Here is a 13,946-nt window from a genome sequence, read left to right as displayed (position 1 = left end):
CGCAGCGTTGTCCCTGCTGATTGGTTGCTCCCCTATCGCACGAAAGGGGTTGTGGTGCGGGCGGTGCGGAGGGCGGTGGCCCACCAGAGGAGTTGGTCCAGGAGGGTGTTGACGGCTTCGTCGAGTTCGGGGTCGCGGCGGGGCCAGGTGCCGTCGGCGGCGAAGCGTTGCCAGGTTTTGGTGATGGTGATGGTGCGGCGGATGGGGACTGCGTTGAGTTCGCCGAAGATCTGGCGGAGCTGGGTGGCGGCGTGGCCGCCGTCGGTGTCGCTGCCGTAGCCGACGACCGTGACGGGTTTGGCGGCCCATTCGGTGTCGAACCAGTCGATGGCATTCTTCACCGCCGCCGGGAAGCTGCGGTTGTATTCGGGGGTGACCACGATGAAGGCGTCGGCGGCGGCGAGCCGGTCGCCGAGGTCCCGCACGGCGGCGGGGGCCGGTTCGTCACGGCCGGTGAGTTGGTCGGGCAGGCCGGCGTCGGCGAGATCGATGCGGTCCAGGTCGAGGTCGCGGCGGCGGAGCCGACCGGCGAACCAGTCGGCCACCGTCGGCCCGAACCGCCCGGCGCGGGTGCTGCCGACGATCAGCGCCACCCGCAGCCGGCCGGTGCCGGTCATCGGGTCGCCTTGACGGGGGCGTCGAGGAAGGCCGGGATCATCGGCAGCAGCAGTTCGGGACGGTGCACCAGGGTGATGTGCGAGGTGCCGGGCAGGATGGCCAGCTGCGAGTCCGGCAGTCCGGCCGGGCTGTCGCCCATGATGCCGCCGCCGAACAAGCGGAACATCTCGACCGCGTGCTCGGGCCGGATGATGTCGGAGTCACCGATCACCGTCAGCGTAGGGGCCTTGCTCTGGCGCACCGCATCTGCCGCGAATACCGGGCTGGCGTTCTGATCGTGTTCGGTCACCCGGGCCACCAGGCGCGGAAAGTCTTCGGGGCGCGGCGCGTTCTTCATGTAGTCGTCGTGGAACGGCGAGCCGTGCAGCTGTTCGGGCTTCAGCTCGGCGAGCCCCTCCAGGAGACCGGGGTGCATCGCGCCTGCGTCGAGACCGCCCGCAGCGAGAATCTGCTTACGCACCAGTTCGGGGTGGGTAAGCGAAATCTGCAGGGCGACACCGGCACCCATGCTGTAGCCGAGGATGTCGGCGCGCTGGACGCCGAGTGTGCGCAGCAGCGCCACGGTGTCCTCGGCCATCTGCGGTGTGCGCAGCGGACGGTCGATATCGGCGGTGCGGCCGTGCGCCTGCTGTTCGACGGCGATGACCTGGCGAGTCTTGGACAGTTCCGGGATGAGCTGGCCGAAGTCGGTGCCGATGCCGGACAGCGCGCCGTGCAGCAGCACCAGCGGCGGCTGCTCGGTAGGGGTGCCGTGCACCTCGTAGTACATGTGCAGACCGTGCACATCGGCGTAGGCGCCGGGCTTGGCGGCCTCGGCCGGGGCGTCGGCGGTGCCGCAGCCGGTCAGCAGGGCGGTCGCGGCGAGGGCGGCGGCGAAAACGGTGGTGAGTTTCATGGCGGGCTCTTTTCGGTGTGTTGTTTCCGTGTTGTCAGCAACTCTGACGGGGCCACCTTCCGGTTTGTTTACGGTGTGATTCCGCTGGACAACGCCGTCGCTAAGCTGCCTCGTATGCGTTTCGGTGTGCTCGGTCCGTTGACGGTCTGGACGGATTCCGGCACACCCGTGCCCATCCCCGGCACCAAGGTGCGCGCGTTGCTGGCGGACCTGCTGGTCAACGCCGGGCAACCGGTGTCGGGTGACCGGCTCATCGACGACATCTGGGCCGATGAACCGCCCGGCAATCCGGCGGGCACCCTGGCCGCCAAGGCCTCCCAGCTGCGCCGGGCACTGGAGGACGCCGAACCCGGCGGCCGCCTCCTGGTGGTCTCGCCGCCGCCCGGCTACCGGCTCGCCTGCACCGATCTCGACGCGCTGCGCTTCCGCACGCTGGTGGCGACCGCCCGCGAGACCGCCGAGCCGAAGGCGAGAGCCGAGGCACTGAGCGAGGCGCTCGGGCTGTGGCGCGGACCAGCGTTCGCGGACTTCCGCGACGCCGCCTTCGCGCAGCCCGCCATCGCGCAACTGGAGGAGCAACGGCTCGTCGCGGTGGAAGAGCTGGCCGAGACGCGCCTGTCGCTGGGCGAATACCGCGACGTCGCCAGCGATCTCGCCACCATCGTCACCGAACATCCACTGCGCGAACGGCTTCGCGGCGCGCAGCTCCGAGCGCTGTACGGTGCGGGACGACAGGCCGAGGCACTCGACAGCTACGAGGATCTGCGCAGACAACTGGCCGACGAGCTCGGTCTCGACCCCAGCCCGGAATTGGTTGCGCTGCAACGCTCGATCCTCGGCCAAGACCTCGAACTCGCCGCGCCACGACCGGAAACGGTGCTGCGGCGGCGCAGTTCCAATATCCCCGCCCAGCGCACGGAGCTCATCGGCCGTGCGACGGACCTCACCGAGCTGCGCCGCGTCGTCGCCGACACCCGGCTCGTCACGCTGACCGGCCCCGGCGGGGTCGGCAAGACCCGGCTCGCGCTCGCCGCCGCAGCCGCGCTCACCGACCGATTCCCGCACGGCACTTGGCTGGTCGAGTTGGCGCCACTGCAGCCGACCGCGGCCGACGGCGCGACCTTCCTCGTCGACGCGGTCTCCCAGGTACTCGGCATCCGCGCAAGCGACGGCGCCGACCCGGTCGAGCTGCTGTGCGAGGTGCTTGCCGAGCAGGAACTACTGCTGGTGCTGGACAACTGCGAACACGTGGTGGAGCACGCCGCCGATCTCGCAGAACTGCTGCTCGGCGCGGCGCCGAACCTGCACATCTTGGCCACCAGCCAAGAGCAACTGCGCCTGCCGGGCGAGGACGTCGTCGCGGTGGAGCCGCTCGCGGTGCCCGCCTCGCACGCCGACGTCGCCGATCTCGAACAAACCAGCGCGGTACAGCTTTTCGTCGCCCGCGCCCGCGCGAGCGCCCGCGATTTCGTGCTCGATGCCGACACCGCCGAACCGATCGCGACCCTGTGCCGCAGACTCGACGGCATCCCGCTCGCGCTGGAACTTGCCGCGACCCGCGTGCGTGCGCTCGGCGTCCACGAGATGGTCGCCCGCCTCGATGACAGGTTCCGGCTGCTCGCCACCGGCCACCGTGGTGCGCCGCCGCGACAGCAGACGCTCACGGCGATGATCGACTGGAGTTGGGAGCTGCTCGACGCGACCGAGCAGGCGGTGTTGCGGCGGTTGGCTGTGCATGCGGGTGGGTGCACGCTCGATGCTGCCGAAATTGTTTGCGCCACAGGGTTGGTCGAGGATGACACAGTCGGCGTCGGCAATCCGGGCAGTGGACTTTCCGCCGGGCAGAGCTCCGATGCGGCGGGTGCCGACGAGGACGACACAGTCGGCGCCCGCAATCCAGGCAGTGGACTCTCTCCCCGTCAGAGCTCCAATGCAGCGGGTACCGACACGGACCTGCACGCTCAGCCCGCACCCGACCATGCGCCGCTCGACGAATCCACCATCGCCGATGTCGTTGCCCGGCTGGTGGACCGGTCGCTCGTGCAGGCCACGGGCCGGCGTTATCGACTGCTGGAGTCGGTCGCGGCGTTCAGCCTCGATCGACTGGCCGAGGCCGGTGAATTCGATGCGGTGCATCGGGCGCACCATCGGTACTACCTGACGCTGGCCGAGCAGGCAGCGCCCGAGTTGCACGGCGCGGATCAGCAGCGGTGGCTGCGTCGATTGGATGCCGAGGCCGCGAATCTGCGTGCGGCACTGGCCGGATTCGTTCGGGCCGGTGCCGCGGACGAGGCCTTGCGGCTCGTCAGCGCACTCGCTTGGTATTGGTTGCTGCGCGGGCGGTTGACCGAAGCCCGGCGCTGGTTCGACACCGCGCTGGCGCTGGGCGGTTCGGCACGGCAGCGCGCATCCGCACTCGCCTGGCGAGTCGGGTTCACCTTCCAGCAGGGCGAATTCGCCGACGGCGCGGCCAGGCGGCGCGACATCGCGGCCATGTACGACACCGTCGACGACCCGGCCGGCCGGGCACGCGCCGAACTGTTCCTCGCCTTCTCCGCGCTCGAATCCGGCGACATCCCCGAGCTGGAAGCCCTGGTGTACCAGGCACTTCCGGTCTGCGAGCAGCTCGGCGACCGCTGGGCCGTCGCGTTCGGAAAGGTCTGCCTGGCCAAGGCCGCCCACAGCCGCGCCGACCTGACCGCGCTCGAGCAGCACGCCCGCGCCGCCGCCCGGTTGTTCGCCGAAATCGATGACCGCTGGGGCAGATTGCAAGCCGCCGAGTGGCTCGGCGGCCTCGCCGAACTGACCGGCGACCTTTCCGGCGCGACCGACATCCACACCGAGGCACTGGGTTTGGCGCAGGAACTGGAGCTGTGGGGTCAGGTGTGCACCCACCTCTGCTGGCTCGGCTGGATCGCCATGCAGCACACCGAGTTCGATCGCGCCGAAGTCCTCGCCGAGCAGGCCGTGCGGGTCGCCACCGAACACGGTTACGCGCCCGGTCGCCTCTTCGCCTCCGTCGTCATCGCCTACACCGCCCGCCGCAACGGCAAACCCGATGTGGCCGAACACATTCTGCGAGAAATCCTCGCCACCGTCCCGGCCGACGGCGAGGAGACACCGCTGTTCGTGCCCATGCTCCAGGTCGAGCTCGGCTACCTCCTCGAACAGCACGGTGACCCGTCCGCCGCCCTCGCCATGCACCTGATGGCGCTCAACGGTGCCCAGCGCATCGAGGCTCCGCGCGACACCACCTTCGCACTGGCCGCGCTCGGATCGGCTGCGGCGGCCCTCGGCGAATTCGACATCGCCGCCCAGCTACTCGGTGCCGCCCACACCGTGCGCGAGGACAACGGCATCCCCGTCCTCCCCGCCGAGCGCCCGGACATCGACCGCCCCACCGCGACCACCCGGGCTGCCCTCGGCGAAGCCGCCTTCGACGCGGCCTTCACCGCGGGCTCGGCACTGACCGTCCAGGCTGCCCGCGCCCTGGCCGCGAAAGCCGCCGTGGCACCGGCACACAGCTAGCCCGGGCCTAGAACAAGCAAGCTGGACCGACTCAACGACGCAGTCCACCGCGACAAGCGGGTCGCCGACGCGCAGGCCGCTGCGCAACGTCCGACTCCGCCGCGATCACTGCCGTCGCCGATCACGGCCCGACACGGACATCGCAAACGCGACGACGGGCCAGTGCCGCGCCTGCCCGATTGAACCAGTGGGGTCCTCTATCCCGTTGACATGGCGAGGAGCGGCACAGCCCACAGTTCGGGGATCGCTCCGGCCGTCCGACGACGGCAGCACCTCGAGGAGATCGACCATGTCCATCGACGAATCGGCTTTCACCCGCCGCTGCGTAGTCACTGCAGGTGCCGTGGTCGCGGCGGCAGCGCTGACCGCATGCACCACCTCCGGCAAGGAAAACGCCACTCCCGCACCGAAAGACCCACCGGCGGGCCCGGGTCAGTCCGCCGACAACACACTCGCCAAGACCGCCGACATCCCCGTCGGCGGTGGCGTGATCGTCGGTGACACCGTGGTCACCCAGCCGAGCGCAGGCAGCTTCGTCGGCCTGTCCTCGGTCTGCACGCATGCCGGCTGCAAGGTCGCCTCGGTATCCGGCGGCACCATCAACTGCACCTGCCACGGCAGCAGATACCGCCTGGACGGCTCGGTCTCCAACGGACCCGCGGTCAAGCCGCTGGCCGCGAAACCCGTTCGAGTAGTCGGTGATTCGGTAGTTTCCGGCTAGCCGAACAGCTCCCGCATCCGCCGATCCATCTCGTCGGGTGCGACGTCTTCGGTGTGCGTGGCCACGGTCCAGCGGTGGCCCCACGGATCCTCGAAGGCACCGCTGCGGTCGCCGTAGAACTGGTCGGCCATCGGGCTGAGTTCCCGCGCGCCCGCCGCGATCGCGGCACCGAAGGCGGCATCCGCGTCCTCGACGTAGACGTGCAGATTGACGGGCGTGCCGCCGACCTGCTTCGGGTCCCGGAAATCCATTTCCTCGGACGGGTCGCCGATCATGACGAGCGAATTACCGAACATCAGCTCGCAATGCGCGACCTTGCCATCCGGCCCCGGCATGCGCATCCGCTCCGATGCGCCGAAAACGTGCTTGTAGAAATCGATCGCGGCCGCGGCGCCGTCGATCGCGAGGCCCGGCGACAACACTGGGTAGCCGTCGGGCACTGGCTTGACATCAGACATGAGAAACCTCCATCGAGGCGGTGTGTCGGACCTGTCGAGCCTAGCTCCGCGACACCGTGCCCCATGGCGAATCCGCCCTGATCAAGGCCCCGAAACACCCTGTAGCCTGCGCACCTGGGCGGCGGTGAGATCGCTGAGCACCCCCGGCTCGACGGGTTCCGGCGCGGTGACCGCCACCTGCGCCAAGGTGCTGCCGACCTGCACGATCGCGACCGCCGAATGCAGCGTCAACCCATCACTGCTGGTACGCACCTGAAAGGCGGTGACCGCGTCACCGCCCTGCGGCGACGGAAAACCACCGATCCGGTAATCCACCGCTATATCCGTGGCATCCGCACCGGAATAGTGGGCGCACCGGCGCAACAACGCCTGCACGTCCGAAAACGCGGACGCGAGAGTTGCATTCGGGAAACTCGCCGCGTCGATATCGATGCTGGAGAAATTCGGGCCCGCATATTGAGTAGACGCCTGAGCAAGCGCACCCGGTCGCTGCGCACCCAGCGGGGTGAGCACCTGCGCGCATTCCGCCGGCTCGGTCGGCGAGCCCTGCACCCCGGCGGGCGCCTCGGCCCGGGCGGGCAGCGCAGTGAAGTTCGGCGGCAGATTCTTGCTGGTCAGCAGCTGATCGCGCAGCCGGTCGGCGTCCGTGATCGGCGCACCGGTCACCGGCGCGGCGGCCGTGACCGGACCCAGCGGCGGCAAGTCCGGCGTCTCGGGCGCGGCCGACTTCGACGATCCGCACGCCGCGACGAGCGCGGTGGTCGCGGCGGCGAGCAGCAGGCCGCAGCCGCGGGTCACTCGGTCCACGACACCTGCGTATCGATCGTCTGCTGCAACACACTCTCGGTGCGCGGGTCGCGATAGCCCTGATGACCACCGACGGTGATGGTGCCCGCGACCGGCAGCGGCAGTCCGAGATCGACGGTGATCGTGCCGGTGCCCTGCATGACGTAGTCCTGGATGTCGAGCTTGCCCGCGTTGTTGGGCAGGTTCCACACCGCCGACTTGGGCTGCTGGATGACATCGAGCTCGATGGTCAGCCGGTCACCGTCGCGCTTGGTCAGCGTCGCGGTGGTGACCTGGTCGAGGGTGACCCCGCCGCTGATCTCCTGCCGCACCGTCCAGACCGCGCCCTCGCCGACCGGCTGATCGGGAAACGCGATCGAGCGGTAGACCGCCTGATAGAAGGCTTGCTCCAGCGCGGCTCGCGCCGGGTTGGAGGTGTCCGGCGAGGGTTCGAGCCGCAGCGCGGTGATCGCGCCGAGGTCGCTGAGGTCGAATCCGGCGTGCGAACCGCCGGTCTTGGTGAGCGCCTTGGCCAGCGCCGGATCCGGCGTGGTGACGGTGCCCAGCGTGAGATCGATGCCCTCGGCGTCGGTCTGCGCGGTCATCGGGATCGACAGGGCGGGCGCGGAGAAGTCGCGCGCGGGTTGATCGTTGATCTGCTGTGCGATCCGGTGCGAGGTATGCAGCGTCACCCGCTGCACGGTGCCCGCCGGGTAGTCACGCCGCAGCAACGAGCGCGGCTCGGCCCCCGGCGCGACGACATTGGTGATCGCGGCCGGGATCGGCACGGACACTTCTTTGCCGATACCGAGGGGCTCGGTGCTCTCCGGCTCCGAGCGCGACTCAGCGCCTCCGCTGCAACCGGTTCCGAACGCGGTCAGGCCGACCGCCAGCACTATCAGCAACACACCCGACCGCGCGAAGCGCGGGATATGGGGGGAAGACAACACCGTCACGAGCATCAGGGTACGACCGGTTCCTGAGTGTCAGCTGGGTCTTGCGGGTGACCACTGCACAAGGTGTCGGGTAGCTCGAGCGATGATGGTGCGTGTGAGTGACGACCCGCCGCCCGAGGAGAACCCAGCGAACACCGCCGAGGAGGCGACACCAGCGACTCCGCCCCAGCGGTTGCGGACCTTACTCGTCATCGCGGTCATCCTGCTCGCCCTGGATCTGCTGACCAAATGCCTCGTCGTGGCGAACCTGAAGCCGGGCGAGCCGGTCTATCTCATCGGTGACTGGGCCAGGCTGAGCCTGGTGCGCAATCCCGGAGCAGCCTTCTCGATGGCGACCGGCATGACCTGGCTGCTGACCTTGGTCGCCACGGCCGTGGTGATCGGCGTGGTGCGTATCGGGCGCACGCTGCGGTCGCTGTGGTGGGCGATCGGGCTCGGCATGGTGCTCGGCGGCGCGCTCGGCAATCTGGTCGATCGGCTGTTCCGGGCGCCGGGACCGTTGCAGGGGCATGTGGTCGATTTCCTCGCGATCGGCTGGTGGCCGGTGTTCAACGTGGCGGACTCGTCGATCGTCTGCGGCGCGATCCTGCTGGTGGTGTTGACCGTGTTCGGTTTCGAGCCGAACGGCACGCGCACCGGGCGCGACGAGCCCGACACCGCCGCCGCCGATGCCACCGCGAACAAGACCAGCGAAGGAAATACTGCATGAGGGAAACACGGACCATGCCCGTTCCCGACGGGCTCGACGGCATGCGGGTCGACGCGGGCCTGTCCCGGCTGCTCGGCCTGTCCCGGACCGCCGTCGCGGCGCTGGCCGAGGAAGGCTCCGTGCAGCTCGACGGCGTCGCCGCGGGCAAATCCGACCGGCTCGCCGCGGGTGCCTGGCTCGAGGTGATCTTCCCGGAACCGAAGCGGGAGCTCTCGATCGAGGTCGCGCCGGTGGAGGGGATGCGGATCCTCTACGCCGACGACGACATCGTCGCGGTGGACAAGCCGGTCGGCGTCGCGGCACACACCGGCGTCGGCTGGAGCGGGCCGACGGTGATCGGCGGACTGGCCGCGGCCGGTTACCGCATCTCCACCTCCGGCGCGCACGAACGGCAGGGCATCGTGCACCGGCTCGACGTCGGCACCTCCGGCGTGATGGTGGTCGCGCAGTCCGAGCACGCGTACACGGTGCTCAAGCGCGCGTTCAAGCAGCGCACCGTGGCCAAGCGGTATCACGCACTGGTGCAGGGACATCCGGACCCGAGCAGCGGCACCATCGACGCCCCGATCGGGCGGGCCCGCGGCAACGACTGGAAGTTCGCGGTGACCGCGGATGGGCGCCCGAGCATCACGCACTACGACACGGTCGAGGCCTTCCAGGCCGCGAGCCTGCTCGACATCCACCTGGAAACCGGCCGCACCCACCAGATCCGGGTGCATTTCTCCGCGATCCGGCACCCATGCTGCGGTGACCTCACCTACGGCGCGGACCCGCGCCTCGCCGAGCGCCTCGGCCTGGAAAGGCAATGGCTGCATGCCCGTTCGCTCGGCTTCAACCATCCGGCGGACGGTCGCTGGCTGGAGATCACCAGCGAGTACCCCGACGATCTGAAGCACGCCTTGGACGTCCTGCGCAATGCCTGACCGGCGGACGCTGCCGCTGGGCCGGCTCGCCCTCGCGGCAGCGGCCGTCGCTCTCGTCGTGTTCATCGTGCTGCTCGGTGTGCTGAACCCGCCGCGTAAGGATGGTGTATCCACCGATCGGCTCGGTCCCGAGCAGGGTGAGCAGGTCACGGATTACCTTGCCCGAGCGCGGGCTTCGCTGGCAGGCACGGACACCGCCGACCACTGGGCGCTGGTCTCGTTCACCGAAGCACTGGTGCCGAAACAGATTCCACGGCACAGCGGCGGCCTGCGGATATCGCAAGTGCTGTACCAGGTTTCGATCCCCCGCGTGCAGACGCCGTTGGTCGCCGTTCCGGTCCCTCGAGGCGACGAGGCGGCCGTCAGCTCCGCCGAGTCGGCGGCCTGGCTGCTCCCCCGCATTGTCGCCGATCAGCGTGCCGCCGGCATCAATGCGCTCGCCGCCGCTCGCCTCCGTTCCGGTTGCGCGTGCACCGTCGGCCTCGTCCTGCGCGGGCCACTGGACGGTCTCCGAAACCTCGCCGCGCAGAACGGAATCCGCGCGGTGCAGGCTCTGCCGTCCGACGCGGTAGCCGACCGATTCGGCGTAGTGCCGCTGCTTCCCGACCAAGTGGATGTCGTTCAGCCCGGTCCTGACGACGGCCCAGTGCCCGACCAGTAACCCTGCCCGGAGGATCGGCCACATGCACCCACGGCCGGGCGGCGGCCGCACCGCCCTGCCGCATTCGGTATCTGCCTGAGCGGATTCGAGCACCTTCCGGCGGCGAGCGCAGGGTGAGCGCATGATTCGGGATCCGATCGTGACAGGCACCCGCTGCGGACCTGACCGCGCGGAACCGACCTCCGCCGGGATGACTCATCCCCGCTCCATCCCGGCGGAGGCCGGACATCACCGCGCCGCACAGTGATTCGTGTGCGCCGCGGTGACGAAGCGCGACTCGGCAACGGCGCGAACACATTTCGGTGGCACCAGGTCGGCACGTGCGACCCGGTGGCGGCACGTGCGAGTCGCGGGGTTCGGGGTCAGTCCGGCAGCTGCACAACGCCGTCCAGGTAGCGGCGGCACCGGCCGACGAGCAGCACCCGGTCACCGACGAGCTCGCAGCGCAGGCTGCCGCCGCGCCGGGAGAGCTGGCGGGCGGTGAGTTCGGTGCGGCCGAGTTCACGGGCCCACAGCGGAACCAGTTGGGCGTGCGCCGATCCGGTGACCGGATCCTCCGGCACGCCGACGCCCGGGGCGAAGAAGCGCGAGACGAAGTCGGCGCTCTCGCCGCGCGCGGTGACGATCGCGCCCCGCGGCAACGGCGGGAAGGCGGTGAAAATCGGTGCGGCGTCGCGGACTTCCTGTTCGCTGCCCACCACGATGACCACATCGGTGCCGGTGTAGGCGCGCACCGCGTGTACGCCGAGCGCGGCGACCAGCACCACATCGGGGGTCACCTCGGTGGCGGGCACCGCGGGCAGGTCGAGCACGAATTCGTCGTCGTCGGTGCGGTCCACGTGCAGCCAGCCGCTGCGTGTGAAGAAGCTCACTCGGTCCGCGCCCGGGTGCATGTCCTCCAAAATCTGTGCGGCACTGGCCACGGTGGCGTGCCCGCACATGTCGACCTCCACCGCCGGGGTGAACCAGCGCAGGTGAAACGCGGGCCAATCCCCGGGCGGCGCACCGGCCTCCGGTGGTAACTCCGCGGTGTAGAAGGCGGTTTCGGCGAGGTTGTTCTCCTCGGCCAGGTGTTGCAGCAACGAATCCGGGAGCCACGACGAGAGCGGCATCACCGCGGCTGGGTTGCCCGAGAACGGTGCGTCCGCGAACGCGTCGATCTGGTGCAGCAGTACCTCCATAATCGGAGAAGGTACTCCAACACTGAATGATCGCCCCGCACAAGGGTTCTCGCGGCGCGCCGGGTCAGATGTCCAGTTTGTCGGGAACCGCCGCATTCGGGGTCGGGAAGAGTTCGGCCTTCTCCCCCAGCAGGGTCGCGCTCACCCACCACGCGACCTCGACGAGCACGATACCCACAGCGCCACAAATGAATGCGGCGGTGGTGAGCCCGACATTGGACGGGTCCAACTTGAAGAACTCCCGGGTGAACGGAACGCTGAACAGGAAGATGTACGCGCCGACCGACACCGAGATCAGCACCACCTTCCACCACACGTACGGCCGGGCGACGATGGCGAGCACCCACACCGCGATCATGATCAGCGTGATCAACGCGGTGGTGCCTGCCTGCTCCTTCTGCTGCGCGGAGGCCTCCGGACCGGCATAGGCGATCAGGTAGGCGACGAAGGTCGCGACGCCGATCACCACACCGGACGGAATCGCCAATCGCATGACGCGACGGACGAATCCGCTGCGGGCACGCTCGTTGTTGGGCGCGAGCGAGAGGACGAACGCCGGGATGCCGATGGTGAACCAGGCGGCGATCGTGACGTGCCGCGGCAGGAACGGATAGCCGATCGGGTCGTAGCCGAAGATCTGTGAGCCGACGCCCGCGATGCCGATCAGGAAGGCGAGCAGCACCGAGTAGACGGTCTTGGTGAGGAACAGATTCGAGACCCGCTCGATATTGCCGATCACCCGGCGGCCCTCCCCCACCACGTACGGCAGGGTCGCGAACTTGTTGTCCAGCAACACGATCTGCGCCACCGCGCGGGTGGCCGGGCTGCCCGCGCCCATCGCGACACCGATGTCGGCGTCCTTGAGCGCCAGCACGTCGTTCACGCCGTCGCCGGTCATCGCGACGGTGTGGCCGCGCGACTGGAGTGCGGCGACCATGGCCCGCTTCTGGTCCGGCCGGACCCGGCCGAAGGTGGTCTCGTGGTCGAGCACGTCGGCGAGTTGTTCGCGGCCCTCGGGCAATTGACGCGCGTCGACCGCGTGGTCGCCGCCGGTGAGGTCGAGCGAGGCGGCCACCGCGCCCACCGAGACGGCGTTGTCGCCGGAGATCACCTTGATCGAAACGTTCTGGCTGGCAAAGTATTCGAGCGTTTCCTTGGCGTCGGGCCGGACCCGCTGCTCCAGCACCACCAGCGCGGCGGGCTGCACGGTGCCCGGCGCGTCGGCGGCGTCGACCGGGCGGTCGCTGCGGGCCAGCAGCAGGATGCGCAGCCCCGAGGAGCCGAGTTCCTCTGCCACCCTGGCATCTTCGGACTTCGCGTCGAGCAGCACGTCGGGCGCGCCGAGCAGCCAGTCGCCGTGCTCGCCGTAGGAGCAGCCGCTCCACTTCTTGGCCGAGGAGAACGGCGCGACCGCGGTCCGCGTCCAGCCCGGCCCGTCCGGCAGCGCCTCGGCGATCGCCTGCACGCTCGCGTTCGGGCGCGGATCGTCGGCCGCGAGCGCGGCCAGGGCTTGTCGAATGTCGTTGTCGTCGAAGGAATCCAGCGTCTTGATCTCGGACAGGCGCATGCCGTTCTCGGTGAGCGTGCCGGTCTTGTCCGCGCACACCACGTCGACCCGGGCCAGGCCCTCGATGGCGGGCAGCTCCTGCACCAGGCACTGGCGCCTGCCGAGCCGGACCACGCCGACCGCGAAGGCCACCGAGGTCATCAGCACCAGGCCCTCCGGCACCATCGGCACCAGCGCCGCGACCATGCCGGTCACCGCGGGCCGCCACGACTCCTTGCTGGAGACCAGCTGGTTGTAGATGCTCAGCGCACCCGCCGGGATCAGCAGGTAGGTGATCACCTTCAGGATGGTGTCGATGCCGCTGCGCAGCTCCGACTTGACCAAGGTGAACTTGCTCGCCTCGTCGGCCAGCTTCGCCGCGTACGCGTCCTTGCCGACCTTGGTCGCGCGATAGCAGCCGCTACCGGACACCACGTAACTGCCCGACATCACCTCGGCGCCGACCTGCTTGTCGATCGGGTCGGCCTCACCGGTGAGCAGCGATTCGTCGATCTCCAGCAGCGAGGCCTCCGCGACCTCGCCGTCCACCACGATCTGGTCGCCGGGGCCGAGCTCGATCAGGTCGTCGAGCACCACCTCGCGCGGCGCCAGCTCGACGGACTTGCCGTCGCGGCGCACGGTCGGCTTGGCCTGGCTGACGATGGCCAGCTTGTCCAGGGTGCGCTTGGCGCGGACCTCCTGGATGATGCCGACCGCGCTGTTGGCGACGATCAGCAGTCCGAACATGCCGTCGATGATCGATCCGGTGGCCATCACCAGGATGAACAGCACGCCGAGGATGGCGTTGATCCGGGTGAAGACGTTGGCCCTGACGATGTCGCGGACCGAGCGGCTGGCCCGGTCCGGCACATCGTTGGTGAGCCCGTCGCGGCGACGTTGCTCGACCTCCGCCGCGGTCAATCCGGTGGCAGGCGCGGCCTGCACGCTAGTCGACATGACCGCA

General features: G+C 69.4%; 12 protein-coding genes. 5 read left to right on the top strand and 7 right to left on the bottom strand.

The window, feature by feature from the left end:
* Nucleotides 1-32: 32 nt before the first annotated feature.
* The gene (locus IBX18_RS20685) at nt 33-617 is read right to left on the bottom strand and encodes an NADPH-dependent FMN reductase (protein WP_194835226.1); all 585 of its coding nucleotides are present in this window, start codon (nt 615-617) and stop codon (nt 33-35) included.
* A complete protein-coding gene (locus tag IBX18_RS20680) occupies nt 614-1,513 on the bottom strand; it encodes an alpha/beta fold hydrolase (protein ID WP_194835225.1) in 900 nt (299 codons plus the stop codon). The genes IBX18_RS20685 and IBX18_RS20680 overlap by 4 nt, the downstream gene beginning before the upstream one ends.
* 114 nt (nt 1,514-1,627) lie before the next feature.
* Here IBX18_RS20680 and IBX18_RS20675 point away from each other — a divergent pair, with 114 nt between their 5' ends.
* Together IBX18_RS20675 and IBX18_RS20670 are read left to right on the top strand one after the other, a co-directional pair.
* Nucleotides 1,628-5,041, top strand: a complete 3,414-nt coding sequence (locus tag IBX18_RS20675; RefSeq protein ID WP_228541442.1) for a BTAD domain-containing putative transcriptional regulator — start codon at nt 1,628-1,630, stop codon at nt 5,039-5,041.
* Between the two features lie 289 nt (nt 5,042-5,330).
* The gene (locus IBX18_RS20670; RefSeq protein ID WP_194835224.1) at nt 5,331-5,762 is read left to right on the top strand and encodes a Rieske (2Fe-2S) protein; all 432 of its coding nucleotides are present in this window, start codon (nt 5,331-5,333) and stop codon (nt 5,760-5,762) included.
* Here IBX18_RS20670 and IBX18_RS20665 read toward each other — a convergent pair.
* From IBX18_RS20665 to IBX18_RS20655, 3 genes are all read right to left on the bottom strand, one after another.
* A complete protein-coding gene (locus IBX18_RS20665) occupies nt 5,759-6,220 on the bottom strand; it encodes a VOC family protein (RefSeq protein WP_147138847.1) in 462 nt (153 codons plus the stop codon). The two genes, IBX18_RS20670 and IBX18_RS20665, sit on opposite strands and share 4 nt — an antisense overlap.
* Nucleotides 6,221-6,301: 81 nt before the next feature.
* A complete protein-coding gene (locus IBX18_RS20660) occupies nt 6,302-7,027 on the bottom strand; it encodes a hypothetical protein (RefSeq protein WP_306796339.1) in 726 nt (241 codons plus the stop codon).
* The gene (locus IBX18_RS20655) at nt 7,015-7,968 is read right to left on the bottom strand and encodes a hypothetical protein (protein WP_107655182.1); all 954 of its coding nucleotides are present in this window, start codon (nt 7,966-7,968) and stop codon (nt 7,015-7,017) included. Before IBX18_RS20655 ends, IBX18_RS20660 begins: the two co-directional genes overlap by 13 nt.
* Before the next feature lie 76 nt (nt 7,969-8,044).
* On the opposite strand from IBX18_RS20655, the gene lspA reads away from it, so the two are divergent.
* Genes lspA through IBX18_RS20640 form a run of 3 tightly spaced genes read left to right on the top strand, consistent with a single transcriptional unit; the run spans nt 8,045 to nt 10,255 of the window.
* A complete protein-coding gene (gene lspA, locus IBX18_RS20650; RefSeq protein WP_194835223.1) occupies nt 8,045-8,671 on the top strand; it encodes a signal peptidase II in 627 nt (208 codons plus the stop codon).
* Nucleotides 8,668-9,594 (top strand): RluA family pseudouridine synthase, encoded by a 927-nt coding sequence (locus IBX18_RS20645; RefSeq protein ID WP_107655180.1) that lies wholly within the window; start codon nt 8,668-8,670, stop codon nt 9,592-9,594. Before lspA ends, IBX18_RS20645 begins: the two co-directional genes overlap by 4 nt.
* A complete protein-coding gene (locus IBX18_RS20640) occupies nt 9,587-10,255 on the top strand; it encodes a hypothetical protein (protein ID WP_194835222.1) in 669 nt (222 codons plus the stop codon). The genes IBX18_RS20645 and IBX18_RS20640 overlap by 8 nt, the downstream gene beginning before the upstream one ends.
* A 362-nt stretch (nt 10,256-10,617) precedes the next feature.
* Here IBX18_RS20640 and IBX18_RS20635 read toward each other — a convergent pair whose 3' ends face one another.
* Both IBX18_RS20635 and IBX18_RS20630 read right to left on the bottom strand, forming a co-directional pair.
* Nucleotides 10,618-11,436, bottom strand: coding sequence for a PhzF family phenazine biosynthesis protein (locus IBX18_RS20635; RefSeq protein WP_107655178.1), 819 nt, complete (start codon nt 11,434-11,436; stop codon nt 10,618-10,620).
* A gap of 64 nt (nt 11,437-11,500) precedes the next feature.
* Nucleotides 11,501-13,939 (bottom strand): HAD-IC family P-type ATPase, encoded by a 2,439-nt coding sequence (locus IBX18_RS20630; RefSeq protein ID WP_194835221.1) that lies wholly within the window; start codon nt 13,937-13,939, stop codon nt 11,501-11,503.
* Nucleotides 13,940-13,946 lie beyond the last annotated feature (7 nt).

This window comes from Nocardia sp. XZ_19_369, assembly GCF_015355715.1.
Classification (GTDB): Bacteria; Actinomycetota; Actinomycetes; order Mycobacteriales; family Mycobacteriaceae; genus Nocardia.
This window is presented reverse-complemented; position numbering and strand designations above follow the sequence as displayed.